Here is a 26,471-nt window from a genome sequence, read left to right as displayed (position 1 = left end):
CGCCAGCGATGCAGCCTGAAGGATTATCGATTATTCTGCCTCGGTTTTACCCTTCGGTTTTTGCTCGCGTACCGCCAGACCACGTAGAAAATAGCGCATCACCTGATCGCCGCATTCGCGGAAGTTCTTATGATCCGGCGCACGCATCATCGCAGTGATTTCCGGCATCGAGATGCGGAACTGCTGGGCGGTCAGAATAGCCAGAATATCGTCAGTCTTTAACGAAAAGGCAATGCGCAGCTTTTTCAGCACAATGTTGTTATTGAGCTTGCGTTCAGCCACCAGCGGCGGCGCGGTTTCATCTTTGCCGCGCTTTTCATAGATAAGACCATTCAGAAAAGCGGACAACACAATATCCGGGCACGGCTTATAACCTTCCTCGTCTTCTTTGCGCAGCCAGGGCGCCAGTTGCTCAACGGTCACTGCCGTGTCTGCCAGTGCCAGAATGCGCACCAGCGCGGTGTTATCAGCTTGCAGGGTGTAACGCACGCTGCGCAGGATATCGTTATTAAGCATATTTATTTCCGGAAATGATGAACCAGCGCGCAGTGTAGGCATCGCACAGGAATTTACAACCCCAACGCCTCTTTTAAATTTTTCAGATAACGTCGGCTCACCGGCACCGTCAGGCCATCGCGCAGCAGTAGCTCCGCCTGGCCGTTATCCTCGAGGCGGATCTCTTTAAGGTGCGCCATGTTGACCAGGTACTGGCGGTGGCAGCGCACCAGCGGCGTACGGCTCTCCAGCGTACGCAGCGTCAGCTCGGTAAACCCCTCTTTGCCTTCCTGGCTGGTCACATACACGCCGCTCATGCGGCTACTGACAAACGCCACTTCATCCATCTGCAATAACCAGATCCGGCTATGCCCGGTACAGGGAATAAATTTCAGCGCTTCCTGGTTTTCCGGCAGCACCGACACATCCTGCACGTTCCGCTCAAGACGCAGGCGGCTGAGGGTCTTCTCCAGGCGGCGAGCTTCTATCGGTTTAAGCAGGTAATCGAACGCATGTTCTTCAAACGCCTGTACCGCGTATTCGTCAAAAGCCGTCAGGAACACGACATACGGCCGGTTTCCCGGATCGAGCATCCCGACCATCTCCAGCCCGCTAATACGCGGCATCTGGATATCAAGAAACAGCACATCCGGGCGCAATTTATGCACCGCGCCAATCGCTTCGACGGCGTTGCCGCACTCTCCCACAATCTCAATATCGCTCTCTTCCTGAAGCAGAATACGCAGGTTTTCCCGGGCCAGCGGTTCATCATCAACAATCAGCACTTTTAACATGCGTGTTCCTCCAGCGGGAGTCGTAGGGTAATGCGGGTAAACAGATCCGGCTCACACGCAATGGTAATGCCGCACTCATCACCAAACCGCGCGCGCAGGCGCTTATCTACCAGGCTCATGCCTAATCCACTGGCGTCGCTTTTCGGCTGGTACAACCCGGCATTGTCTTCAATGTCCAGCACCAGATGCCGCCCGTCCTGGCTGGCGTTAATCACAATCTCGCCCACGCCAAGCAGGTGCGACGTGCCATGCTTGATGGCATTTTCCACAATCGGTTGCAGGGTAAACGCCGGAAGTTGCAGGTGCGACAGCGCTTCCGGCACATGCAACTGAACCTGCAAGCGCGACTGAAAACGCGCTTTTTCAATTTGCAGGTAGGCATTCACATGTTCAATTTCGTCCGCCAGCGTCACCACTTCCGACGGGCGTTTTAAATTTTTACGAAAGAATGTCGAGAGATATTGCACCAGCAATCCGGCCTGATCGCTGTCGCGGCGGATCACTGCTTTTAGCGTGTTCAGGGCATTAAACAGGAAATGCGGATTTACCTGCGCGTGCAGAAGTTTGATTTCCGACTGGGTAAGCAGCGCCTTTTGCCGCTCGTACTGCCCGGCAAGGATCTGCGCGGAAAGCAGTTGCGCTATCCCCTCGCCCAGCGTGCGGTTGATGGAGCTGAACAGGCGGTTTTTCGCTTCATATAATTTGATGGTGCCCACCACGCGCTGGTTTTCTCCCCGCAGCGGGATCACCAGCGTCGAACCGAGTTTGCATTGCGGGTGGAGCGAACATTGGTAGGGCACTTCGTTACCATCGGCATAAACCACTTCGCCGGTTTCAATGGCGCGCTGCGTCCACACCGACGAGATAGGTCGCCCCGGAAGATGGTGATCGTCGCCGGTGCCGGTGAAGGCCAGCAGTTTTTCCCTGTCGGTTATCGCCACCGCGCCAATATCGAGCTCTTTATAGAGCACCAGCGCCACCTTCATGCTGTTCTCTTCGTTAAAGCCCTGGCGCAAAAACCCTTCCGTCGACGCCGCCACTTTCAGCGCGGTGGCGGAAAACGCCGAGGTGTACTTTTCGAACATCGCGCGCTTATCGAGCAGGATGCGCATAAACAGCGCCGCGCCAACGGTATTGGTAACCATCATCGGCGCAGCGATGCTTTGCACCAGGTGCAACGCGCTATCAAACGGACGGGCGATAAGCAGGATAATCAGCATCTGGATCAGTTCCGCCACGCAGGTCACCGCCCCGGCGGTAAACGGGCTAAACACCAGATCGGTGCGCCCGCGTTTGATCAGCGCGCGGTGTACCAGGCCGCCGAGCAGCCCTTCAACAAACGTAGAGAGCATGCAGCTCAGCGCGGTCATACCGCCCATCGAATAGCGGTGAATCCCGCCGGTTAACCCGACAAGCCCCCCCACCAACGGGCCGCCGAGCAGACCGCCCATCACCGCGCCAATTGCGCGTGTGTTGGCGATAGAATCTTCGATATGCAGGCCGAAATAGGTGCCGAGAATGCAAAAAATGGAGAAGGTGACGTAGCACAGCAGTTTATGCGGTAAGCGCACGGTTACCTGCATCAGCGGAATAAACAGCCGCGTTTTGCTCATCAACCAGGCGATAACCAGAAACACGCACATCTGCTGAAGCAGCAGCAACACCAGATTGAACTCGTACATACCCGCAACACCACATCAACCAAAGCGCGTAACATACAGGGTGTTTTCAGATGTTTCTTTGAAGCGCTGCAAAAAAATACAAAATCGTGCTCCGCATCACAAAGTAAGCCAGTGTGATTAATCGTTCGCACACATTTTGCGCAATTTTGCGGCTGCGCATCCTGTGCCAGGCGGCAGCGGCTACAGTTATACAGGGAGTCGGCTGGCGAGGGTAACACCATGGCGCTTTACACAATCGGTGAAGTGGCGTTGTTATGCGACATCAACCCCGTGACGCTGCGGGCCTGGCAGCGACGTTATGGACTATTACAACCCCAGCGCACGGATGGCGGCCACCGGTTATTCACCGAAGAGGACATTGACCGTATCCGGGAGATCAAACGCTGGATCGAAACCGGTGTGCAGGTCAGCAAAGTGCAAAAGCTGCTCTCTTCAGCGCTGGAAGAGACGCGAGATGGCTGGCGCGCCCAGCAGGAAACCGCCCTGCAATACCTGCAACAGGGCGACCCGCATCGCCTGCATCAGTGGATCAAAGAGCACGGGCGCGATTATCCGGCGCAGGCGCTGACAACGCATCTGCTTATCCCCTTACGATTGCGGCTACAAACTCAGCAGCCCGCCCTGCTGGCGATGCTGAGCCTGCTTGACGGGATCCTGATCAATTACATTTCCGGCTGCCTGGCATCTGCGCGTAAAAAACCGGGCAAAGACGCGCTGGTGATTGGCTGGAATGTGCAGGACACCACGCGGCTGTGGCTGGAGGGCTGGATGGCGAGCCAGCAGGGATGGCGGGTGGATATTCTGGCGCACGCCCTGCCCCAATTGCGCCCGGAGATGTTCCCCGGACGGACACTGCTGGTGTGGTGCGGTGAAACGCCGGGCGAAGCACAACAACAGCAGATGCTGGCATGGCGCGAAGCGGGGCACAGCGTCTGGTTGCTCGGCATTTAATGTTTTATTAACAACTCAACTTGCCTTTATAATGCCAGCCTGATTCAGAAGGAGCATAAAATGAAGTCTGGTAAAATTCTGGTTATCGCTATCTTTTTGCTGATGGCTATCGGCGGCATTGGTGGCGTGATGCTCGCCGGTTATTCGTTTATTGTGCGTGGCGGTGTCGGTTGAGCCGCTGCGCCAGCCGCTCAAATCCCCGATCGACAATAATTGCTGCCAGCGCCACCAGCACCGCCCCCTGCACCACATAAGCCGTATTAAAACCGCTCAGGCCGATGATAATTGGTGTACCCAGCGTACTTGCACCGACCGTTGACGCGATGGTGGCGGTGCCGATATTAATAATTACCGACGTGCGCACCCCGGCGATGATCATCGGTGCAGCGAGCGGCAACTCCACCTTTAACAACCGCTGCCACGCGCTCATGCCCATGCCTTTCGCCACGCTTTGCACACTTTCCGGCACCGAGGCGATCCCCGCCAGCGTGCCCTGCAAGATCGGCAATACGCCATACAGTACCAGCGCAATAATTGCCGGTTGTTTACCAAAGCCCATCACCGGCACGGCAATCGCCAGCACCGCCACCGGGGGAAAAGTTTGCCCTACAGCGGCAATGGTTTCCGCCAGCGGGCGAAACTCCCGTCCGGCAGAACGCGTGACCGCGACGCCTGCGCCAATACCCAGCACAATCGCAATCACGCTGGAAACCGCGACCAGCGAGAAATGGGCAGCGGTCAGCGAAATAAAACTCTCCTGCAGATAGACCGGGCGCGGAAGTTGCGGAAAGAACGCGCTAAACAGCGCCGCGCTGTGCGGCAACCAGACCAGCAGCGCAACAAACAGCGCCATCAGCCACAGCAGCGGGTCACGCAGGATCTTCACAGGCAGCCTCCACGCGCAGCAAATCGCGAAAATGCAGACTGCCGCAGGGCTGTCCCTGCGCATTATTCACCGGCAGCACCTCGCACTGCTGGGCGACAAACGCCGAGAGCGCTTCACGCAGTGTCATCGCCTCCTGAAGCGGTTCGCCGATGTCAACGCGTTCACTGCGCAGATAACCGCTCACCTGGCGCAGTGAGAGCAGCCGCACGCCAAGCTCGCTGCGGCCAAAAAACTCGCGCACAAAATCGTTACGCGGCGCGGTCAGCATCGATAACGGTGTGCCCTGCTGGATCACCTTTCCGCCATCCATCAGCACGAGGTGATCGGCCAGTTGCAATGCTTCGTCAATGTCATGCGTCACCAGCACAATGGTGCGCCCAAGCAGGCGGTGAATGCGCACCATCTCCTGCTGTAACGCCGCGCGCGTCACGGGATCAAGCGCGCCAAAAGGTTCATCCATTAACAGCACTTCCGGGTCGGCGGCAAGCGCGCGGGCAACGCCCACACGCTGCTGCTGCCCGCCAGAAAGCTGATGCGGGAAGCGCTCGCGCAGGGCAGGCTCCAGCCCAAGCAGGGCCATCAGTTCATCGACCCGCGCGTCACGCTTCGCGCGCGACCATTTTTGTAACTGCAACACGGTGGCAATGTTCTGCGCCACCGTCCAGTGAGGAAATAGACCAATCGACTGAATGGCATAACCCATGCGACGGCGCAGCTCCAGCACAGGCAGCGAGCGGACATCCACCCCGGCAAACGTAATCGTGCCTTCGTCATGTTCCACCAGCCGGTTAATCATCTTCAGTGTGGTGGATTTTCCGGATCCTGAGGTGCCAATCAGCACCGAGAACGCGCCAGTTTTAACCTGTAAATTGAGATGGCTTACCGCGGGCTGCCCGGCAAAGGTTTTACTGACGTTGTTAAATTCAATCATGATGTTTCACCTTCAGCAGCGCTATCCCTAAGGCAAATAACGCATCAACGATCACCGCCATGGCGATAACCGGAATGACGCCCAGCAGCACCAGATCCAGCGCGCTGCTCAGCAGCCCCTGAAAGACCAGCGCACCGAACCCGCCCGCGCCAATCAATGCGGCAATGACCGCCATCCCGACCGTTTGCACCGCCACCACCCGCAGGCTGCGCAGCAACAGCGGAAGCGCCAGCGGCACGCGCACCTGCCAGAAACGCTGGCGCGCGCTCATGCCCATCGCTTCGGCGCTTTCCAGCACCTCCTGCGACACCTGGTTTAACCCGGCGACCACGCCGCGCACCAGCGGCAGTAAGGCATAGAGAATTAACGCAATCAGAGCCGGTGTCATACCAGTGCCGGCAATCCCCAACTGGCTAAGTTCGGGGAATTGCTTTACCAGCCCGGCTAACGGCGCAATCAGTAAGCCAAACAGTGCTACCGAAGGAATAGTTTGAATGACGTTGAGCACCGCGAACACCGGCCCCTGGCGGGAAGGATGGCGATAGCACCACAGCCCGACGGCAAAGCCGACCACCAGCGCAGGCAGTAGCGTGCCAAACAACAGCGTTAAATGCTGCGCCAGCGCATCGTTGAACACATCCTGGCGATTGGTGTATTCGCGTAACAGCGAGAGATTATCCAGCGCGCCACTGAGCAATAAATAGAGAGGAAAGCACCATACCTGCGCATGCAACAGCCAGCGCCATACGGGGTTGGAGACAACCCGGCGAATCGCATCGCTACAGGCCAACAGCGTTAGCGCCAGCCACAGCCACAACCCGCTCCCGGGCGACGTGCGCGCCAGCGGGCTGCCGGTCTGCACAAGATCGGTCGCCGCCCTGCCCGCGCTCCATACCAGCACGCAGAACAGCACTTCGGTGAACAGCAGAGTTGCCACCTGCGCACCGCGACCGGGAATAAAGCTCATCACCAGTAAGAGACAGGGTGCAACTAGCCACAGCGCGGAAAAAAGCTGCCATAAGGCGCGGCTTTCACCGGAAACCAGCCGGTTTGGCGCATAGTTCACAAACGGCAGCCACGCCGCCAGCCCGCCCAGCACCGCCAACAGCAACAACACACGGTTATGGCAGCGTATCGAAACATCCATAGGGGTAATTATTTCACCAGGCCTTTTTCTTTCAGATAGTCTGCCGCGACTTTCTTCGCATCCAGCCCCTCAACCGCAATGCTGGCGTTGAGTTTTTGCAACGTTTTCTCATCCAGGCTGGCAAACACCGGTTTCAGCCACGTATCTAGTTCCGGGTAGGCTTTCAGCACAGATTCACGCACCACTGGCGTCGGCGCATAAATGGGTTGCACACCTTTCGGATCGCTCAGGGTTTGCAGACCGAGTGCTGCCACCGGGCCATCCGTACCGTAGGCCATTGCCGCATTGACGCCGGAGGTTTGCTGTGCCGCCGCTTTAATGGTTACCGCCGTATCGCCACCAGCCAGCGACAGCAGCTGATCCTGTTTCAGCTTAAAGTCATAGGCTTTTTCAAAGGCGGGCAGCGCATCGGTGCGCTCAATGAATTCAGCCGAAGCGGCGAGCTTAAAGTCACCGCCCTGTTTCAGGTAGCGGCTCAGATCCTCAAGCGAGTTAAGCTTGTTTTTCTGCGCCAAATCCTGACGCACCGCGATAGTCCAGGTGTTATTCGCCGGGGCGGGAGTTAGCCATACCAGCTTATTTTTTTCAGCATCCAGCTTTTTGACTTTCTCGTAGCCCTGCTGCGCGTTTTTCCACGCAGCATCGTTCTCATCTTTAAAGAAGAACGCGCCGTTACCGGTATACTCCGGATAAATATCCAGCTCGCCAGAGGTGATCGCGCCGCGCACCACTGGTGTAGTGCCGAGCTGCACTTTATTGACCGTTTTTACGCCGTGACTTTCCAGAACCTGCAAAATGATATTGCCCAGCAGCGCGCCTTCGGTATCAATTTTGGAGCCGACCTTTACTGGCTCCGCCGCCTGCAACGGCAGACTCACCGCGGCCATCAACCCTATTGAGCACGCAATCTTTTTCATGATTGTCATTGTACTTCCCTCATTTTTTACTGACTTTTTCAGCAGCTTGAGAAAAGAGCGTAGCCGAAAAATAGCGGCTTTGTCGCCTTAGAAGGTTAAACGATAAAGGAATAAGGTATAGCGAGGAAAATCAGGCCGGTTTCCCGGCCTGTGAGCGGTTAACGCAGTTCAAACTCACCCTGGTTAACGCGCGCGGAATCAACGCCGATAAAGACATTGAATTTACCTGGCTCCGCATCGTACTTCATCTTCTGGTTCCAGAATTTCAGCGCATTAATATCGATCGGGAAGCTGACGGTTTGGGTTTCGCCCGGTTTCAGGTTCACCTTATCAAAGCCGCGCAGTTGTTTGACCGGGCGGCTCATTGACGCGGTGACATCCTGCAAATACATCTGAATAACCGTTTCACCTTCGCGTTTGCCGGTGTTAGTCACTTCTACGCTGGCGGTCACTTTGCCAGTGCGCGTCATCGACGGTGCAGACATCTTCACGTCAGAAACCTTGAAGGTGGTGTAGCTCAGGCCATAACCAAACGGATAGAGCGGGCCGTTCGCTTCGTCGAAGTAACGAGAGGTGTATTTGTTCGGTTTATCGGCATCATACGGACGCCCGGTGTTGAGGTGGCTGTAATAGACAGGGATCTGCCCGACAGAGCGCGGGAAGGACATCGGCAGTTTGCCGGACGGGTTGTAATCACCAAACAGAATATCGGCAATGGCGTTGCCGCCTTCGGTCCCGGCAAACCAGGTTTCCAGAATCGCGTCGGCTTGCTGATCCTCTTTCACCAGCGCCAGCGGACGACCGTTCATCAGCACCAGCACCAGTGGCTTACCGGTGGCTTTCAGCGCGGCAATCAAATCGCGCTGGCTCTGCGGAATGGTGATATCGGTACGGCTGGAAGCTTCATGCGCCATGCCCTGCGCTTCACCGACAACCGCAACAACCACGTCGGATTTTTTCGCCGCGGCAACCGCTTCATCAATCATCGCTTGCGGTGAGCGCGGATCGACAACCACCGCCGGTTCATAAAGATTGAGGAAATTAACAATATCTTTGTCATTGGTGATGTTTGCCCCTTTGGCGTACACCACTTCCCCTTTACCGGCCAGCGCGTTGCGAATACCGGTCAGCACGGTAACGGACTGATCGGCAACGCCTGCCGCAGACCAGCTGCCCATCGAATCACGTTTGCTGTCGGCCAGCGGGCCAACCACCGCCACGGTGCCCGATTTTTTCAACGGCAGCGTTTCCAGACGGTTTTTCAGCAGCACCATGCTTTCGCGCGCCACTTCACGCGCTTCTTTGCGGTGCAGACGGCTTTCGGCATTGGTGTCTTTCGGGTCGCTCTCTTTCGGTCCCAGGTGGCTGTACGGATCGTTAAACAGCCCCATATCGTATTTCACATTCAGCACGTGGCGGGTGGCATCATCCAGCTCCGCCATCGTCACTTTGCCGGATTTCACCAGGCCCGGCAGATATTTGCTGTAGTACTCATCACTCATACTCATGTTGATGCCGGACTTCAGCGCCACGCGCACGGCGTCTTCCGGGTCGGCGGCGGTGCCGTGTTTAATCAGCTCTTTAATCGCCCCGTGATCGGAAATGGTGATGCCTTTAAAGCCCCACTCATCACGCAGCAGATCTTTTAACAACCACGAGTCGGATGACGCCGGCGTGCCGTTAAGCGAGTTCAGCGCCACCATTACGCCGCCGCTGCCAGCGTCCAGCGCGGCTTTGTAAGGCGGCATATAGTCGTTGAACAGGCGCTGCGGGCTCATATCAACGGTGTTGTACTCTTTACCGCCTTCTACCGCGCCATAGGCGGCGAAGTGTTTCACGCTGGTCATCACCGCGTAGCGATCCGCCGGGCTTTTGCCCTGCATCGCTTCTACCATGGTGCGCCCCATTTCAGAGGTCAGGTACGTATCTTCGCCAAACCCTTCGGAAACGCGGCCCCAGCGCGGATCGCGCGAGACATCGACCATCGGCGCCCAGGTCATATTCAGGCCGTCATCAGCGGCTTCATAGGCTGAAACGCGGCCGACCGTTTTGACCGCATCAAGGTTAAAGCTGGAGGCAAGACCGAGGCTAATCGGAAAAACGGTACGCTGGCCGTGTACCACGTCATAGGCGAAAAACAGAGGGATTTTCAGGCGGCTTAGCTGCATCGCCTGATCCTGCATGGCGCGAATATCCTGCCGGGTGACGGTGTTAAAAATCGCGCCGACCTGGCTTGCTTTGATCATGTCGCGAATGGCTTCTTTTGGGTTATCCGGTCCGACGCTGATTAAACGCAGCTGGCCGATTTTTTCATCGACCGTCATTTTCTTGAGCAACTCAGTGACAAACGCATCCCTTGCTTCTGGCGTCAGCGGATGGTTGCCGAACATCTCTTCCGCCAGCGCTGGTTGCAGCGCGAGGCTCACAGCGACACCTACAGAACATAGCCATTTCATGTCGTTTACTCTCTTGTTTTTTCACCCATAACCGCGGTCACTGGCCGCGAAAGAAACGCAGTGTGCCATAATCCTGGCACGTGTTGCAGAGTGGGACTCTGATTTTTATGCGAATTCGCTCCCCCGTTTGGTTTTACAGGGCTAACATTAATGCGCACTTTACACGTCATCATGCATAACGCGCCAAAGCGGCAGGTCTTCACATTCTTATGAGGCTTACTGAGATAAGCTTCCGGGTGCCAACGCCACTCAAAGGCGGCCCGAAGAATGAAGTGTATTGAACAATGATTAGCCACAAGGAGTGGATAATGTCACATCCAAACAACGCCTTTATCAGCGAACTCAAACGGCTGGTTGGCGCTTCTCACCTGCTTACCGACCCGGCCAAAACGGCCCGCTATCGTAAAGGCTTTCGTTCTGGTCAGGGCAATGCGCTGGCGGTGGTTTTTCCCGGTTCGCTGGTCGAATTGTGGCGCGTTCTGCAGGCTTGCGTTAACGCCGATAAAATTATTCTGATGCAGGCGGCGAACACCGGGCTGACAGAAGGTTCGACGCCAAACGGCAATGATTATGACCGGGAAATCGTGATTATCAGTACCCTGCGCCTTGATAAGTTGCACCTGCTGGATAACGGCGAACAGGTGCTGGCCTACCCTGGTACCACGCTCTATTCGCTGGAAAAAGCGCTTAAACCGCTGGGCCGCGAACCGCATTCGGTGATCGGCTCCTCATGCATTGGCGCATCGGTGATTGGCGGCATCTGCAATAACTCCGGCGGTTCGCTGGTACAACGCGGCCCGGCCTACACCGAAATGTCGCTGTTCGCGCGTATCGATGAGCAGGGCAAACTGGTGCTGGTGAACCATTTAGGTATTTCTCTGGGGGAAACGCCGGAGCAGATCCTCAGCAAGCTTGATGACGATCGAGTTAGCGATAGCGACGTGCTGCACGACCAGCGCCACGGCCACGATCATGATTACGTAACCCGCGTACGCGATGTCGATGCCGACACCCCGGCGCGTTACAACGCCGACCCGCAGCGCCTGTTTGAATCTTCCGGTTGCGCGGGGAAACTGGCAGTTTTCGCCGTGCGTCTGGACACTTTCCCGGCCGAAACACGCCAGCAAGTCTTCTACATCGGCACGAATCAAACGGCAGTGCTGGCGGAGATGCGTCGTCATATTCTGGCGAACTTCGAACACCTGCCGGTCGCCGGGGAGTATATGCATCGCGATATTTACGATATCGCCGAGCGCTACGGCAAAGACACCTTCCTGATGATCGATAAACTCGGCACCGATAAAATGCCGTTCTTCTTCACCATGAAAGGCCGCACCGAAGCGCTGCTGGAAAAGGCGACGGTATTTAAGCCGCATTTTATTGATCGCTCATTGCAAAAAATCAGCGGCTTTTTCCCGTCTCACCTGCCACCGCGCATGAAAGCGTGGCGCGATAAATATGAACACCACCTGCTGCTGAAAATGTCCGGCGATGGCATTGCGGAAGCAGAAAACTGGCTGAAAACCTACTTTGCCAGTGCCGAGGGTGATTTCTTTGTCTGCACACCGGAAGAAGGGAGCAAAGCATTTTTACACCGCTTTGCTGCCGCCGGTGCGGCAATTCGTTACCAGGCGGTCCATGCCGATGAAGTGGAAGATATTCTGGCGCTGGATATCGCGCTGCGCCGCAATGACAGCGACTGGTTTGAGCATCTGCCGCCGGAAATCGACAGCCAACTGGTGCATAAGCTCTATTATGGCCACTTTATGTGCCATGTTTTCCACCAGGATTACATTGTGAAAAAAGGCGTGGATGCCCATGCGCTGAAAGAGCAAATGCTGGAACTGTTACGCCAGCGTGGCGCGCAGTATCCGGCCGAACATAACGTCGGGCATCTGTATGAAGCCGCCGAACCATTAAAACGTTTTTATAAAGAAAACGACCCGACAAACAGCATGAACCCCGGCATCGGTAAAACCAGCAAACGTAAGTTCTGGCAGGAAGAATCTGTTACGGATAACGCATCGTCAACGGCGATGAAATAACCCGGCGACGGGCTGTATTGTGTGCTCCTTTCGTAATAGAGTAGCGAACAGCGCCAGAGAAACGTTTCTATGGCCGCCTGCTTTGAAGGAGCACACCCGTCATGTCAGCTGTCGATATCTTATCCGGTCCTGCGGTGGTAGTGCGCGACGCCTGCCCTGACGACGTTCACGCCATCGCCTCGCTTTACGCCTGGCATGTTCTGCACGGCCGCGCCTCCTTTGAAGAAGTCCCGCCCACTATTGATGAAATGCGCACCCGCATGAATCGCATCGCGAAAGAGGGTTTGCCGTGGATGGTGGCGCTCTATCACGGCATCGTGGTCGGGTATTGCTATGCAGGTTATTACCGTCCCCGCGAGGCGTATCGCTATACCCTTGAAGAGTCGATTTACGTGGATGCCAGCATGACCGGACGCGGCATTGGCAGTACGTTGATGAGCGCATTGATCGCACGCTGCGAAGAGGGCCCGTGGCGGCAACTGATTGCGGTGATTGGCGATGGCAACAATAATTCGGGTTCGCTGCGGCTGCATAAAAAGCACGGTTTTGAGATTGCCGGGCAGTTGCGAAGCGTCGGCTACAAGAAAGGCGACTGGCGGGATACGCTGATTATGCAGCGTCCACTCAACGACGGTGACTGGACGCTGCCGGAATAATTAATCGTTTTGCGCGGTCTGCTCACCCGCAGACGGGTTTTGCGCCATCTGCGCCGCTTTCTGGCGCTTATAGCTTAATGCAGACGCCGGAACCGGCTGCACTTTGCCGGTTTCAATCCAGGTACGTAAACGGCTGGCATCGGCAAAGTGGGTAAATTTGCCAAACGCATCCATCACCACCAGCGCCACCGGTTTGTTGTTGATCACGGTGCGCATCACCAGGCAGTGCCCTGCCGCATTGGTAAAGCCGGTTTTGGTCAACTGAATGTTCCAGTTATCGCGGTACACCAGGTGGTTAGTATTGCGAAACGGCAGCGTGTACGCCGGGTTGGCAAAGGTCGCCATCTCTTCACGCGTGGTACTGAGCTGACCAATCAGCGGATACTGTTTGGTGGCAATCAGCAGCTTGCTCAGATCGCGTGCGGTCGAGACGTTGTGAATCGACAGCCCCGTAGGTTCAACATAGCGCGTATTGCTCATGCCTAACGCTTTCGCTTTGGCGTTCATCGCCGCGATAAAGGCGTTATAACCGCCCGGATAGTGGTGCGCAAGGCTTGCTGCCGCGCGGTTTTCCGAGGACATCAGCGCCAGCAGCAGCATATCTTTACGGCTGATTTCGCTATTGAGGCGCACGCGAGAATAGATCCCTTTCATCTCCGGCGTCTGGCTGATATCCACTTTGAGTTTCTCATCCAGCGGCAGGTGCGCATCCAGCACCACCATCGCCGTCATCAGCTTGGTAATGGAAGCAATAGGACGCACCAGATCAGGGTGGCTGGAGTAGATAACCTGATTGGTTTGCAGATCGACAATCATCGCGCTACCTGAAGCGATTTCAGGTTGTGCGGCGGTGGTCGCCGCTGTGGTTTTCGCGACGGCAAACGGCGCCACGGGCGCAGCCAGGATTAACGCCAGGCTTAATAAGGAAACTCGAAATTTCTGCATGGTGAGACTTCTGAAAATTATTCACGCACGTTATTACGCACACCGCTTCTGTCAGCCGGAGCAATAACAGAGCTGGCTTTGGCATAATAGCCGCCACGCAGGGTTGTCGCCAGAGGATAATCGTTGCGAGAGATTGCGTTGCCGACATTTACGCCAGCAACGCAACAGGTTTAGAACAGGCGGTAACCGTAACCCCACAGGATCACCGTCAGCGCCAGCAGCACTTCGAGCACCAGCACCCCGATCGCCAGCGTCGAGCTTGAGAAACTCAACCCCTCTTCTTTATTGATATTCAGGAAGGTCGGGATACCGACATACAGTAAGTAACCGGTATAAAACAGCGCCACCGTCCCCACCAGCGCGCAGAGCCACACCAGTGGATAGAGCGCCACAATCCCACTGAGAAACAGCGGCGTCGCCACATAACCGGCGAATACCATACAGCGTCCTAATGAAGGCCGCTGCGGCAAGCTACGCGCCATCCACCAGATAACGCGGCCCATCACCGCCACGCCTGCCAGCATCAACGCATAGAACAGCACAGCCAGATAGAAACCGGTAAACAATGACAGCGTCACCACACTGTTTTCGCCAAAATTCCAGCCGATTTGCGTGGTACCAATAAACGCGCAAACAACCGGAATCGCCGCCATGATTAATACATGGTGAGTGTAGTGATGCGAAATTGTCTCGTTTTCGCCCTTGATAACCTGCATTTCACGATCGGGATGGGAAAAGAGTCCCCAGACATGGTTCATAACGCCCCCTCGCTGACAGCCCGAACATCGACACTGTCAGTATAATTCACTATTACGATTATTTTTTGTACAGCAACAAAAATGCCGCGACAACGAAACGGCGTCATTCCGGCGAAGGCGCAATATCGGGTGTATGCTTATAAGCGTTTTACCGGGAGGACGTAAAAACAATGGATATCAATCATCTGATTAGCCAGTACGGCTACGCCGCGCTGGTGATTGGCAGTGTGGCTGAAGGGGAAACAATTACCCTGCTGGGCGGTGTTGCCGCGCACCAGGGGCTGTTACGGTTCTGGCTGGTGGTGGTATCCGTGGCGCTTGGCGGCATGATCGGCGATCAGCTGCTTTATCTCGTCGGCAGACGCTACGGCACGAAAATCCTGCGCCGCTTCTCCCGCCACCGGGACAAAATCCACCAGGCGCAGTCGCTTATTCGCCGCCATCCCTACCTGTTTGTTATCGGCTCACGTTTTATGTACGGCTTTCGCATTATTGGCCCGCTGTTGATTGGTACCAGCCGTTTGCGACCGAAAATTTTTCTGCCGCTCAACATTGTTGGCGCCATCGTCTGGGCGCTGCTGTTTACCACGCTCGGTTACGTAGGCGGGGAAGTGATTGGCCCGTGGCTGCACCAGTTCGACCAGCATGTAAAACGCTGGATCTGGCTGATTCTCGCCATCGTGCTGGTAGTTGCGCTGCGCTGGTGGTTCCATCATCGGCGGAAAAAACGCCAGCGCAACGCGTCAAACGACTAAGCCGTTTTCGGTTTGAACTGCGGATTAGCCAGCATAAATCCGCCATCAATAATCAACGATTGTCCGGTGGTGTAGCTGGCATGTTCTGAACAGAGCCAGGCGACCATGCTGGCTATCTCTTTGGTGGTGCCCGGTCTTGTCAGCGGAACAATGGGCAACGAACCCGGTTTTGCATCTTCATCGCGCATGTTATTCATCGGCGTGGCTATCGCCCCCGGCGCGACGGCGTTCACCAGAATATTGTGATCCACCAGCTCCAGCGCCATCGATTTGGTTAACCCGCCGAGCGCGTGTTTGGCGGCGGTATAGGCGCTGGCGTCCGGCAACGGCGTGTGCTCGTGCACCGAGGTGATATTGACGATGCGCCCGCCCTGCCCCTGCTGCACCATATGCCTGGCGGCGATTTGCGAGCAGAGAAACGCGCCGTCGACATCCACGGTGAAAATGCTGCGCCAGTCCTCAAATTTCATATCAAGAAACGGGGCTTTGCTCATCGCCCCGGCGTTATTCACCAGTACATCAATGCGCCCGAAACGGGAAATCAACGTCTCAATCGCCTGCGCACCTTCCGGCAACTGGCTGAGATCGAGGTGGATGGTTTCCGCCCGCTGCCCAAAATCCTCAACATGCAACGCAGCCTCTTTCGCGCCATTTTCGTCCGAATGCCAGGTAATACCGATATCAAATCCCTGTTCCGCCAGCATCAGCGCACACTGTCGGCCAATCCCGGAATCGGCGGCGGTCACAATCGCAACTTTAGTTACAGGCATAGGTCGTCCTCTGGTTAACAAATAGACAGGTAAGTATAGGAAAAAGGCACAACTGCGTGAGATTGCCTACGCTTTTAACTACCCGCATATAAAAAGGACGAAGAAAATGATGAAGATATTGCTTTGGGCAATCCTGATTATCTTTCTGATTGGTCTGCTGGTGGTCACCGGCGTATTTAAGATGATCTTCTAACTGTGCCGCCGGGTAGCGCCCGCTACCCGGCATTACGGATTAATTCCCCTTCGCGCTGTAATTCACCGGCACCCAGCGATAGCCGTTCTCCGCTTTCATCACTTTACCGATACCGGGAAAAGCAATATGCGCCGCTGCCACCCAGTCCCCTTCGCGCGCGACCTGCGCCAGCACATTTTCACGGGTTTTAACCGCCTGCTGCTGGTTAACATCGAAATGGATTGCCACTTCCGGCTGCGGCAGTTGCACCGGATGCGCATGAATAATATCGCCCCACAACATCAGCGTCTTACCGCCGTGAGTGACGCGGTAAATCACGCTACCTGGCGTATGACCTGGTGCCGGGATCGCTTCAATGCCGGGGATAATTTGCGTTGGCGCGCGGAAGGGGCTGAGCTTACCGGCATCCATCACCGGGCGCAGTGAGCGCTCGGATTCCGCAAAAGTATGGCGCTGCCCCTCTTCCACCTCTTTTTCATGTGCCGGGTTGAGCCAGAAATCGACATCCCGCTGATCGACCCGCACGGTGGCATTCGCAAATACCGGTTTGCCGTCGCGCTGCACACCGCCTGAATGATCGGCATGAATATGCGTCAACAGCACCGTATCAATGGTGGCCGGATCAATGCCCGCCGCGCGCAGGTTTTCCGGCAGATGACCGCCCGCGTCGCCAAACAACTGCCCGGCACCGGCATCCACCAGAATCAACTGCTTACCGGTGTTAATCACAAAGGCGTTGATCGAGGTTTCGGCATTGACGGGTAAACTGGCCTGCGCCATCCGTTCCTGCAACTGCTCCGGGGTAATATTGGTCAGCAGTTTGTCAAACGGCACCGCTACGGTGCCATCGGAAACGGCGGTGATTTGCCAGTCGCCCATTGCCATGCGGTAAAAACCCGGCGCTTGCGGCTGGTGCGTTGAGAGCGGTGTGGCAGCAATAGTGCCAAAACTCAAACTCGCCGTCGCCAGCGCCAACAGAAGTGGATAATGTTTCATACTCTTCTCCAGTCGTTTTCATTGCGCCAGTATCCGGCAACGGCTACTATCACTCCAATTGATTGGAGCAATAATGACTATCAAAGAGAATGATTTCCGCAAAATCGATCTTAACTTATTGATCGCCTTTGCCGTGCTGTTTCGCGAACAGAGCGTTTCTGCGGCGGCGGATAAGTTGCATCTGGGCCAACCGGCGGTGAGCGGTGTGCTGTCGCGCCTGCGCACCTTGTTTGACGATCCGCTGTTTATTCGTAGCGGCCATAAAATGCAGCCTACCGCGCGCGCCGTAGAGCTGCATACCGAGCTGCTGCCGTTGCTGGAGCAGTTGCAAAGCGCGCTGTTTCAGCAAACAGCCTTTGATCCACAAACGGCGAACGTTACGCTGACGCTCGGCATGGCGGACTGGGTGGAAATGTGGTTGATGCCAAAGTTGATCCCGGCGCTGCAACAGGCCGCGCCCGGTATGCGTCTGAATGTGGTGGCCAGCGATCCGTTCAGCGATGCCGGTCGGCTGGAAGGCGGCGAAATGGATATGGCAATAAGCGTCGCCGAGGCCGGGCCGCGCTGGCTGGAGCGCGAAGTGCTGACCACCATGCCGTTTATCACGCTCTGGCACCCGCAACAGCTGGCGTTGAGCGCACCGCTGGATATCGATACTTTTGCCGCACAGCCGCATTTAATGGTCAGCTACCGGGAAGCCACCAGCAGCCACTTCGACACGTTGCTGGCAAAAACCGGCCATCAGCGCCGCATCCACTACACTACGCCGCACTTCGCCGCCCTGCCGGGATTACTGGAGACCATGCCCGCACTCGCGACCGTACCAGCAGGTCTGGCGCAGGAGTGGCAGCGCACGCGAGGGTTTGCCAGCAGCCCGCTGCCGCTGGATGTGCAGCCAATTGAGGTGGCGATGCTGTGGCATCAGCGCCACAGCAGCGATCCGGCGGTAATGTGGCTGAAAGAATTTATCGCGAAACGCCTTAACTGACGCGTCTGCCCGGTTTCAGCGGGCAGAGCGTGTGTTATTTCAGACTCTCGCCGTTACTGGCGAGATACCCGTAAAAACTGTTCTTACGGCTGCGCGGCCTGGGTGCCGTTGCCGTTATCATCGCGCTCGACATCAATAAAACCGTAACGCCCGGCGCTCTCCGCTTTGGCGACGCTTTCCAGATCAACCGGTTTTCACCAGGTGTAACTTATCACCACTTGTGCGCGCGGCTGCCGCCCGGCGCCACGACAACAACGTGGTTTACTATTTTGGCGCTATTCATTCCGACCCCGGAAACAAAAAAACCTGACCTCCGGCAGTTGCCAGATGATCAGGTTTCGCCTGCCTGCGCAGTAACAATTCACACCGCACTTCAAACCAGCTTTATTCGGGCGAATAACGAGACAGCCTGCGAAAGGTTCATCGGCACGAGTCAGACGCCAATGCGGCTGCGCTGGCGAGCGATTGCTTGTGCGATATCGGCGGAATGTTTATAGGCGCGGATCTCGGTAAACAGCTCGCTGGCCTCAAGATATTCTTTGCGTAAATAGCCGAGCCACTGTTTGATGCGCGCAACGTGATACAAACCGGTATCGCCCTGCTTTTCCAGCCGTGAATATTTCGCCAACAATTCGACAACCTCCGGCCACGGCATACGCGGTTCGTTATATTTCACCACCCGGCTCAGATTGGGCACATTCAGCGCGCCGCGACCAATCATCACCGCATCGCAGCCAGTGGCAGCCATACAATCCTGCGCACTTTGCCAGTCCCAGATCTCGCCGTTGGCAATCACCGGAATGGTTAAGCGCTTGCGGATCTTGCCGATGGCGTGCCAGTTGATACACTCCGCTTTGTAGCCCTCTTCTTTAGTGCGCCCGTGAACCGCCAGTTCGCTGGCGCCGGCCTGCTGCACCGCATCGGCAATTTCAAACGCGCGTGCGGGGCTGTCCCAGCCCAGCCGCACTTTTACCGTCACCGGCAGGTGCGACGGCACCGCTTCACGCATCGCTTTTGCGCCACGGTAAATAAGCTCAGGATCTTTGAGCAACGTCGCGCCGCCGCCGCTGCCGTTGACCAGCTTCGACGGGCAACCGCAGTTGAGATCGACGCCCCAGGAGCCCAGTTCAACCGCGCGCGCCGCATTTTCCGCCAGCCACTGCGGGTATTGCCCTAAGAGTTGAATACGCACCAGCGTACCGGAAGGCGTGCGGCTTTGACGATGCAGTTCAGGGCAGATTTTATAGAAGGATTTTACCGGCAGGCGTTGATCCACCACGCGTAAGAATTCGGTGATGCACAAATCGTAATCATTAACCTCGGTCAGCAGCTCGCGCACCAGCGAATCGAGCACGCCTTCCATCGGCGCCAGTAATACACGCATATCTCGCCCCATAAAAAAGAGGCGCCATAGTAGCGTCTCTGTTCAGACGTGGAAAGTGCCTTTCTTCACTACACTTTGGGCTACGCCTGGCGGTAAATCTTGTGGGAATGCATAACGTTCCTGAATGGAATGTTTGGTATGCTCACAATTCATGATGTGATCAGTAGCACGTTTTTAGCTTTAATTGTATGATGAATGCGTTTCGACAAGGGCTTTCACCATGAGTAACTCACTGAATATTATCTGGCAGTATCTTCGTGCGTTTGTGCTTATTTACGCTTGTCTCTACGCAGGCATTTTTGTTTCATCGCTGCTGCCTATTGCTATTCCGGGCAGCATTATCGGCATGCTGATTATGTTCGTGCTACTGGCGCTGCAAATTCTGCCCGCCAAATGGGTTAATCCCGGCTGCTTTATTTTGATCCGTTATATGGCGTTGCTGTTCGTGCCCATTGGCGTAGGCGTGATGCAATATTACGACCTGCTGCGCGCGCAGTTCGGCCCGATTGTTGTTTCCTGTGCGGTGAGCACAATTATCGTCTTTTTGGTGGTGAGCTGGAGCACCCATCTGGTGCACGGCGAGCGCAAAGTGGCAGGACAAAAAGGTCAGAAAGAATGATGACGTATATCTGGTGGTCGTTACCGCTGACGCTGGCGGTGTTTTTCGCCGCGCGTAAACTCGCCGCGCGTTTCAAGCTGCCGCTGCTCAACCCGCTGCTGGTGGCGATGGTGGTGATAATCCCGATCCTGCTGGTGACGGGCATTCCGTATGACCACTATTTCCAGGGCAGTAAAATTCTTAACGATCTGCTGCAACCCGCTGTTGTCGCGCTGGCGTTTCCGCTCTATGAGCAGTTACATCAAATTCGCGCCCGCTGGAAATCGATTATTACGATCTGCTTTATCGGCAGCATGGTGGCGATGTTTTCCGGTACTGCCGTTGCGCTGCTGATGGGCGCGACACCGGAAATTGCGGCGTCGATATTACCGAAATCCGTCACCACACCGATTGCAATGGCGGTTGGCGGCAGCATTGGCGGTATCCCGGCAATCAGTGCGGTCTGCGTGATCTTTGTTGGCGTATTGGGCGCCGTGTTCGGCCATACCTTGCTGAACCTGATGCGTATCACCACGAAATCAGCACGTGGTCTGGCGATGGGCACCGCCTCGCATGCGCTGGGTACCGCGCGCTGCGCCGAGCTGGATTATCAGGAAGGGGCATTCAGTTCGCTGGCGCTAGTGATTTGCGGGATTATCACCTCGCTGGTCGCACCGTTTCTGTTCCCGGTGATCCTCGCGTTGCTGGGATAAAATTTGCGATACGTCGCGCATTTTTAATTTGAGTTTCATAAGTTGCACATACAGCGTGAAGCGAATCACACATTGAGGCTATACAGCCCCGTAAACTACGATTCCAATACACTGCTATGAGGCACAGCTATGCATTCACGTTTTCACCCTGCTTTTTCCGGGCTTGCGGAGAATTTACAGACCGCACTGGCTCCTCTGCTGGCGGATGATCACTTCCCCGCCATGCTGAGCGCAGAGCAGGTGGCAACTTTGCAAAGCGCGACGGGGCTGGACGAGGACGCGCTGGCGTTTGCGTTGCTGCCGCTCGCCGCCGCCTGCGCCCGCACTGACCTTTCCCATTTCAACGTGGGTGCGATTGCGCGTGGCGTCAGCGGAACATGGTACTTCGGTGCCAATATGGAGTTTGCTGGCGCGACGATGCAACAAACCGTGCATGCCGAGCAGAGCGCCATCAGCCATGCCTGGCTGCGCGGTGAAAAAGCGCTCTCTTCCATCACTGTTAACTACACGCCGTGCGGCCACTGCCGCCAGTTTATGAATGAACTGAACAGCGGCCTGAATCTGCGCATTAACCTGCCGGGTCGCGCGCCGCATACGCTGGGCGATTACCTGCCGGACGCGTTTGGTCCCAAAGATCTGGATATCAAAACGCTGTTAATGGATCAACAGAACCACGGTTTTTCACTGAACGGGGATGAGGTAACGCAGGCGGCCATTCATGCAGCCAATAAAAGCCACTCGCCTTACACGACTTCACCCTCAGGCGTGGCGATTCTTTGCCGCGACGGGCGCATCTTCAGTGGGAGCTATGCGGAAAACGCCGCCTTCAACCCAACGCTGCCGCCGTTGCAAGGCGCACTGAATCTGCTTAGCCTTAGCGGTTTTGATTACGCGGATATTCAACGCGCGGTACTGGCGGAACGCGCCGATGCGCCGCTAACCCAATGGGATGCCACCGCCGCCACGCTGCGCGCGCTGGGATGTGATAAAGTTGAACGCGTTTTGCTGAGTAAATAATTCTCGCTGCGGGTTCGCGCCCGCAGTGATGAAAAACCCCGCAATTGAACTGCCGTTTCTTGCGCTTGCCGTACGGGTAAAGTAGCCTGAGGGACATTCTAATCCTGTTCGAGTCTGCTGCATGTTAAAGCGTTTTACTTACAGCTTGTTAGTCCTTATCGGCTTACTACTGTTGACTGCGCTTGGCCTAGACCGCTGGATGAGCTGGAAAACCGCCCCCTACATTTACGACGACTTGCAGGATCTTCCCTGGCGCCAGGTCGGCGTCGTCCTCGGCACCGCGAAGTACTACCGCACCGGCGTTATCAATCAATATTATCGCTACCGGATCCAGGGCGCGCTTAATGCGTATAACAGCGGCAAGGTTAACTACCTGTTGCTGAGCGGCGATAACGCGCTGCAAAGTTACAACGAACCAATGACCATGCGTAAGGATTTGATTGCCGCTGGTGTCGATCCTGCCGACATCGTGCTGGATTACGCCGGTTTCCGTACGCTCGATTCGATAGTGCGCACCCGGAAAGTCTTCGACACTAACGATTTCATTATCATTACCCAACGTTTCCATTGTGAACGCGCGCTGTTTATCGCCCAGCATATGGGGATTCAGGCGCAGTGTTACGCCGTGCCGTCGCCGAAAGATATGTGGAGCGTACGCGTACGCGAGTTTGGTGCGCGGCTGGGCACGATTGCCGATCTTTACATCTTCAAGCGTGAGCCTCGCTTCCTCGGCCCGCTGGTGCCTATTCCGTCAATGCAGGAAGTGCCGGACGACGCGCAAGGCTACCCGGCAGTCACCGCCGAGCAGCTTATCGATATGCAAAAGAAAGGAAAAAACTGAAGCGTTAGCTCATTGATGCGTTGCGGCTGTTGGTTTTTACTGGGCGGACAAGCGTAAAACCCCGCTCCACAAAATGGCGGTGATCGATAACCGCACGGCTGGCTTTATCGAGCGTCCAGTGGCCATTTAACGCGTTGAAGGACAATGCTTTCTCCCCGTCCGGCGTATTAACCAGGTATTCCCCGCTTTTTAAGTACCCTGTGCTACATACAATTCGCGCTGGCGGGCTGTTCTTCATTCTGAACTCTATTTTGCGAAAGCCGGTGGGTACCGGGCAAAAGTAAAAGAACGGCAAGGACGTGATTTTGATATCGCCAAGTGAAGCAATCACGTCGCCATCGCGCAACAGTTCGACATTTTTCAAAGAGAAGTTAACAGGAGTGTTTTTTTCATGCGGTAAGTTATCAACAGTAAAATAAACAAAATTCATAAGCGCCCCTGAGCTGCGGATACAACATCATTCACAGATTCATTCTTTCAAGCGTAAGTAGCTATGGGCATACAGGCATTCAGAATTGACTTAAATATCGGGCACATGGAATGCACCCGAAGTGCAAGCGAAGCGTCAGGCCACTTTGCTCTCATGCTGTTGCAGGCTACGCTCAAGGTCGTAGATCAGGCTTCTCACCATATCAGGCGTTAAATTAAAAAAGGGCGAATCAAACGTTGTTGCTCCCGCGCCGCAGGGGCCTGTGCTGCAACCAAACTTCATGACCACACCATCTAAATCTTCAACCACCCCAACCTGCCAGCCAATCACCGAAAGTGCAGGAAATGCGCACTCACTGTTCATCCCCAATCTCCTTATTAATATTGCGACTTTATTGAGCGTAGCACCGAAGCAAAAAATTTAACAACTCGCCGAGAGCGAAGTTTTTTGGCGCAAGGCAGTGGGTTTAAGCCATGGCAGAAGGCAGCAAACAGGCAAAAAAAAGCCCGCTCGTTGAGCGGGCCGGGTATAGATGATGGCGTTATTTTTTACGTGCGTATTTCAGCGAATCCAGCGCCACAGCGAAGATAATGATGCCGCCCTTGATGATGTACTGCCAGTACGGGTTAATACCGATATAGGTCAGACCGTAGTTGATGACGGTGAAGATAATCACACCGGTCACTACGCCAAGCACTGTGCCCACACCGCCGCTGAAGGAGACCCCGCCAACCACGCAGGCGGCGATGGCGTCCAGTTCATACATAAAGCCAAGGTTGTTGGTGGCAGAGCCGATACGGCCCGCTTCCAGCATCCCGCCGAAGGCATAGAACACACCGGACAGCGCGTAAATCATCAGCAGGTTCAGCGCCACGTTAACGCCGGAGACTTTCGCCGCTTCCGGGTTACCACCGATGGCGAAAATGTTTTTGCCAAAGCGGGTTTTGTTCCACAGCACCCAGACGAACGCCACGGCGATCAACGCATAGAAGGTGATATACGACAACCGGAAACTGCCCAGCGCAATAAAGCCCTGCGTAAAGGTCGAGAAGCCGCTGTCGAAGCCGGAAATCGGCGACGCGCCCACAAAGTCGTAGTACAGGGAGTTGATACCGTAAACGATGATCATCGTACCCAGCGTGGTGATAAACGGCGTCACGTTCAGGTATGCAATCACGATACCGTTCACCAGACCAATCACCGCACCGATGGCGCAAACAATCAGGATCACCACCGGAATCGGCATTGTCGCCATATCCGGGAAGACCTTGTTGACGTTTTCCATCGATTGCAGCAGCGTTGCGGCAACTACCGCCGCGAGGCCAACCTGGCGTCCGGCGGAAAGGTCAGTCCCTTGGGTAACAATCAGCCCCGCCACGCCCAGCGCGATAATAATACGCACGGAGGATTGGGTCAGAATATTACTTAAGTTCAGCAGACTTAAGAACGTGGGATCCTGAAAAATGATAATGGCCAGTAACACTAAAAGAACAACGTAAATACCGCCGTCTTTCAGATAAGTGAGAAAAGTTTTCTTATTTAACGCACTCATGAGGAGCCCCTGATCTTAAAGGTGCAAAGACGCAAGACGGAGAATTTCGTTTTGCGTTGTCGTTTTAGTATCAACAATTCCGGAAACGAGGCCATTGCTCATAACCAGAATACGGTCAGTGATGCCTAACAACTCAGGCATTTCAGAGGAAATAATAATGATCCCCTTATTCTTTTTCGCCAGTTCGGCAATCAGTTGGTAAATTTCAAATTTAGCCCCAACGTCAATACCACGGGTCGGCTCATCAAGCATTAAAATTTCTGGCTGTGTTAATAACCAGCGACCAATAACCACTTTTTGCTGGTTACCACCGGAAAGCGAACCAATTTGTGTACGGTGGCCGGGTGTTTTAACACGCATGGAGTCAATAACCCACTGGGTATCACTCTTCATACGGCTATTATCCAGCAAGCCGACTTTATTTTTGTAATTCTGAATATTCGAGATTAGTGAGTTAAATCCGATATCAAGATAAGCATAAATACCGGTAGAACGGCGTTCTTCGGTCACCAGCGCAAAGCCATTATTAATCGCTTCATTAGCGGTGTGATTATTAATCAGTTTGCCATGAAGTTTAATGGTGCCAGCGGACTTTTCGCGAATGCCAAATAACGTCTCAACAATATCAGTACGTTTCGCCCCGACCAGACCTGCGATACCGAGAATTTCGCCTTTGCGCAAATCAAAGGAGATATCGCGAATAGAGGGCTGGCGCAACGAGGTGAGATTACGCACTTCAAGAATGGTTTCGCCCGGCACGTTGTGCTTGTCCGGGAAGCGCTGGTTCAGGGAACGACCAACCATCATCGCGATGATCTTGTCCATATCCAGCCCTTCCAGCGGCTGGGTGGCAATCCACTGGCCGTCGCGCAGAATCGTAATTTCATCGCACAGCTGGAATATCTCTTCCATTTTATGGGAGATATAAACGATTCCGCAGCCACGCTCTTTCAGTTTACGGATAATTTTAAACAGATGATTGACTTCTTTTTCCGTCAGCGAAGAAGTCGGTTCATCCATAATGACAATTTTGGCGTCGTAAGAGAACGCTTTGGCAATTTCAATCATCTGCATTTGTGATACAGATAATGTTCCCACGCGTGCTTTAGGGTCGATATCAATATCCAGCTCATCAAAAATGGCTTTGGTATCGTGGAACATTTTATCCTGATCGACAAACATGCCTTTGGTCGGGTAACGACCCAGCCACATATTGTCCATCACGGAACGTTGCAACACCAGGTTGAGTTCCTGGTGAACCATCGAAATACCATTTTCCAGCGCTTCTTTCGCGGAATGGAAGTCGATTTCTTTCCCCTGAAAAAGAATGCTACCGGAATCTTTTTGATAGATCCCAAAAAGACATTTTAATAATGTTGATTTCCCCGCACCGTTCTCGCCCATTAATGCATGGATAGAGTGCGGACGGACTTTCAAATTGACATTATCGAGTGCCTTTACGCCTGGAAAAGACTTGTTGATATTGCTCATTTCCAACAAGAATTCACCTGACGACTGAGTATTATTGCTGACCATAATTATACCTTGTTGGCCTGGCATATCGTGTTATA

General features: G+C 54.9%; 28 protein-coding genes. 11 read left to right on the top strand and 17 right to left on the bottom strand.

The annotated features are described in order from the left end of the window. Positions 1-30 precede the first annotated feature (30 nt). From JKP81_RS02075 to JKP81_RS02065, 3 genes are read right to left on the bottom strand one after another with little or no spacing between them, the layout of a single operon-like run. Positions 31-516, bottom strand: a complete 486-nt coding sequence (locus JKP81_RS02075) for a DUF1456 family protein (protein ID WP_020454357.1) — start codon at positions 514-516, stop codon at positions 31-33. 53 nt (positions 517-569) lie between these two features. After that, positions 570-1,289 (bottom strand): two-component system response regulator BtsR, encoded by a 720-nt coding sequence (gene btsR, locus JKP81_RS02070; RefSeq protein WP_017459820.1) that lies wholly within the window; start codon positions 1,287-1,289, stop codon positions 570-572. After that, complete coding sequence (locus JKP81_RS02065; RefSeq protein WP_200550421.1) at positions 1,283-2,971, bottom strand: sensor histidine kinase; 1,689 nt, start codon at positions 2,969-2,971, stop codon at positions 1,283-1,285. Before JKP81_RS02065 ends, btsR begins: the two co-directional genes overlap by 7 nt. Positions 2,972-3,190: 219 nt before the next feature. Between JKP81_RS02065 and mlrA the strand changes: the two genes are divergently transcribed. Next, on the top strand, positions 3,191-3,922 hold the full coding sequence (gene mlrA, locus JKP81_RS02060; protein ID WP_200550420.1) for an HTH-type transcriptional regulator MlrA: 732 nt from the start codon (positions 3,191-3,193) through the stop codon (positions 3,920-3,922). A gap of 60 nt (positions 3,923-3,982) precedes the next feature. Continuing rightward, positions 3,983-4,096, top strand: coding sequence for a protein YohO (locus tag JKP81_RS02055; RefSeq protein WP_086868231.1), 114 nt, complete (start codon positions 3,983-3,985; stop codon positions 4,094-4,096). On the opposite strand, the gene JKP81_RS02050 is transcribed toward JKP81_RS02055, so the two are convergent. From JKP81_RS02050 to bglX, 5 genes are all read right to left on the bottom strand, one after another. Next, a complete protein-coding gene (locus JKP81_RS02050; RefSeq protein WP_200550419.1) occupies positions 4,071-4,808 on the bottom strand; it encodes an ABC transporter permease in 738 nt (245 codons plus the stop codon). The genes JKP81_RS02055 and JKP81_RS02050 overlap by 26 nt on opposite strands. Then, the gene (locus tag JKP81_RS02045) at positions 4,792-5,739 is read right to left on the bottom strand and encodes an ABC transporter ATP-binding protein (protein WP_200550418.1); all 948 of its coding nucleotides are present in this window, start codon (positions 5,737-5,739) and stop codon (positions 4,792-4,794) included. Before JKP81_RS02045 ends, JKP81_RS02050 begins: the two co-directional genes overlap by 17 nt. Beyond that, positions 5,732-6,886, bottom strand: a complete 1,155-nt coding sequence (locus JKP81_RS02040) for an ABC transporter permease (RefSeq protein WP_200550417.1) — start codon at positions 6,884-6,886, stop codon at positions 5,732-5,734. The genes JKP81_RS02045 and JKP81_RS02040 overlap by 8 nt, the downstream gene beginning before the upstream one ends. A gap of 8 nt (positions 6,887-6,894) precedes the next feature. After that, complete coding sequence (locus JKP81_RS02035; protein WP_065370526.1) at positions 6,895-7,812, bottom strand: ABC transporter substrate-binding protein; 918 nt, start codon at positions 7,810-7,812, stop codon at positions 6,895-6,897. A gap of 149 nt (positions 7,813-7,961) precedes the next feature. After that, on the bottom strand, positions 7,962-10,259 hold the full coding sequence (bglX, locus tag JKP81_RS02030) for a beta-glucosidase BglX (protein ID WP_044489420.1): 2,298 nt from the start codon (positions 10,257-10,259) through the stop codon (positions 7,962-7,964). 308 nt (positions 10,260-10,567) lie between these two features. Between bglX and dld the strand changes: the two genes are divergently transcribed. Both dld and JKP81_RS02020 read left to right on the top strand, forming a co-directional pair. Beyond that, positions 10,568-12,304, top strand: a complete 1,737-nt coding sequence (gene dld, locus JKP81_RS02025) for a D-lactate dehydrogenase (RefSeq protein WP_200550416.1) — start codon at positions 10,568-10,570, stop codon at positions 12,302-12,304. A gap of 101 nt (positions 12,305-12,405) precedes the next feature. Next, on the top strand, positions 12,406-12,960 hold the full coding sequence (locus JKP81_RS02020) for a GNAT family N-acetyltransferase (protein WP_086868216.1): 555 nt from the start codon (positions 12,406-12,408) through the stop codon (positions 12,958-12,960). On the opposite strand, the gene pbpG is transcribed toward JKP81_RS02020, so the two are convergent. Beyond that, on the bottom strand, positions 12,961-13,905 hold the full coding sequence (gene pbpG / locus JKP81_RS02015; protein ID WP_200550415.1) for a D-alanyl-D-alanine endopeptidase: 945 nt from the start codon (positions 13,903-13,905) through the stop codon (positions 12,961-12,963). It abuts the gene before it with no gap. A gap of 170 nt (positions 13,906-14,075) precedes the next feature. Next, entirely contained in the window at positions 14,076-14,663 is a 588-nt protein-coding gene (locus JKP81_RS02010; protein ID WP_017459802.1) for a Yip1 family protein, read from the bottom strand. A gap of 170 nt (positions 14,664-14,833) precedes the next feature. Here JKP81_RS02010 and JKP81_RS02005 point away from each other — a divergent pair, with 170 nt between their 5' ends. Beyond that, positions 14,834-15,418: a DedA family protein gene (locus JKP81_RS02005; RefSeq protein WP_200550414.1), complete on the top strand. Its 585-nt coding sequence runs from the start codon at positions 14,834-14,836 to the stop codon at positions 15,416-15,418. On the opposite strand, the gene JKP81_RS02000 is transcribed toward JKP81_RS02005, so the two are convergent. Then, positions 15,415-16,188 (bottom strand): SDR family oxidoreductase, encoded by a 774-nt coding sequence (locus tag JKP81_RS02000; RefSeq protein WP_200550413.1) that lies wholly within the window; start codon positions 16,186-16,188, stop codon positions 15,415-15,417. The two genes, JKP81_RS02005 and JKP81_RS02000, sit on opposite strands and share 4 nt — an antisense overlap. 106 nt (positions 16,189-16,294) lie before the next feature. Between JKP81_RS02000 and yohP the strand changes: the two genes are divergently transcribed. Then, the gene (gene yohP, locus JKP81_RS23695) at positions 16,295-16,381 is read left to right on the top strand and encodes a small membrane protein YohP (RefSeq protein WP_017459799.1); all 87 of its coding nucleotides are present in this window, start codon (positions 16,295-16,297) and stop codon (positions 16,379-16,381) included. 39 nt (positions 16,382-16,420) lie between these two features. On the opposite strand, the gene JKP81_RS01990 is transcribed toward yohP, so the two are convergent. Continuing rightward, positions 16,421-17,377, bottom strand: coding sequence for an MBL fold metallo-hydrolase (locus JKP81_RS01990; RefSeq protein WP_200550412.1), 957 nt, complete (start codon positions 17,375-17,377; stop codon positions 16,421-16,423). Positions 17,378-17,450: 73 nt separating this feature from the next. Here JKP81_RS01990 and JKP81_RS01985 point away from each other — a divergent pair, with 73 nt between their 5' ends. After that, a complete protein-coding gene (locus tag JKP81_RS01985; protein ID WP_200550411.1) occupies positions 17,451-18,365 on the top strand; it encodes a LysR substrate-binding domain-containing protein in 915 nt (304 codons plus the stop codon). A gap of 433 nt (positions 18,366-18,798) precedes the next feature. On the opposite strand, the gene dusC is transcribed toward JKP81_RS01985, so the two are convergent. Beyond that, entirely contained in the window at positions 18,799-19,749 is a 951-nt protein-coding gene (dusC, locus tag JKP81_RS01980; protein WP_200550410.1) for a tRNA dihydrouridine(16) synthase DusC, read from the bottom strand. A gap of 220 nt (positions 19,750-19,969) precedes the next feature. Between dusC and JKP81_RS01975 the strand changes: the two genes are divergently transcribed. From JKP81_RS01975 to sanA, 4 genes are all read left to right on the top strand, one after another. Then, positions 19,970-20,368 carry a CidA/LrgA family protein gene (locus tag JKP81_RS01975; RefSeq protein WP_045510813.1) on the top strand — a complete coding sequence of 133 codons (399 nt, stop codon included), beginning with the start codon at positions 19,970-19,972 and terminating at the stop codon, positions 20,366-20,368. Further along, positions 20,365-21,060 carry a CidB/LrgB family autolysis modulator gene (locus JKP81_RS01970; protein ID WP_200550409.1) on the top strand — a complete coding sequence of 232 codons (696 nt, stop codon included), beginning with the start codon at positions 20,365-20,367 and terminating at the stop codon, positions 21,058-21,060. The genes JKP81_RS01975 and JKP81_RS01970 overlap by 4 nt, the downstream gene beginning before the upstream one ends. A 129-nt stretch (positions 21,061-21,189) precedes the next feature. Next, a complete protein-coding gene (gene cdd / locus JKP81_RS01965) occupies positions 21,190-22,077 on the top strand; it encodes a cytidine deaminase (RefSeq protein ID WP_200550408.1) in 888 nt (295 codons plus the stop codon). Positions 22,078-22,198: 121 nt separating this feature from the next. After that, positions 22,199-22,918: an outer membrane permeability protein SanA gene (sanA, locus tag JKP81_RS01960; RefSeq protein ID WP_017459792.1), complete on the top strand. Its 720-nt coding sequence runs from the start codon at positions 22,199-22,201 to the stop codon at positions 22,916-22,918. Positions 22,919-22,922: 4 nt separating this feature from the next. Here the strand turns inward: sanA and JKP81_RS01955 are convergent, their stop codons facing one another. From JKP81_RS01955 to mglA, 4 genes are all read right to left on the bottom strand, one after another. Then, complete coding sequence (locus tag JKP81_RS01955) at positions 22,923-23,348, bottom strand: hypothetical protein (RefSeq protein ID WP_200550407.1); 426 nt, start codon at positions 23,346-23,348, stop codon at positions 22,923-22,925. A gap of 135 nt (positions 23,349-23,483) precedes the next feature. Beyond that, positions 23,484-23,711 carry a hypothetical protein gene (locus tag JKP81_RS01950; protein ID WP_200550406.1) on the bottom strand — a complete coding sequence of 76 codons (228 nt, stop codon included), beginning with the start codon at positions 23,709-23,711 and terminating at the stop codon, positions 23,484-23,486. A 178-nt stretch (positions 23,712-23,889) separates the two neighbouring features. Next, entirely contained in the window at positions 23,890-24,900 is a 1,011-nt protein-coding gene (gene mglC / locus JKP81_RS01945) for a galactose/methyl galactoside ABC transporter permease MglC (RefSeq protein WP_017459789.1), read from the bottom strand. A 15-nt stretch (positions 24,901-24,915) separates the two neighbouring features. Continuing rightward, on the bottom strand, positions 24,916-26,436 hold the full coding sequence (mglA, locus tag JKP81_RS01940; RefSeq protein WP_017459788.1) for a galactose/methyl galactoside ABC transporter ATP-binding protein MglA: 1,521 nt from the start codon (positions 26,434-26,436) through the stop codon (positions 24,916-24,918). Positions 26,437-26,471: the final 35 nt, after the last annotated feature.

The sequence above is a fragment of the Kosakonia sp. LAM2021 genome, from assembly GCF_016620385.1.
In the GTDB taxonomy this organism is placed as follows: domain Bacteria; phylum Pseudomonadota; class Gammaproteobacteria; order Enterobacterales; family Enterobacteriaceae; genus Kosakonia; species Kosakonia sacchari.
The sequence above is the reverse complement of the archived record's forward strand: the minus strand, read 5'-3'. Positions and strand labels throughout refer to the sequence as shown.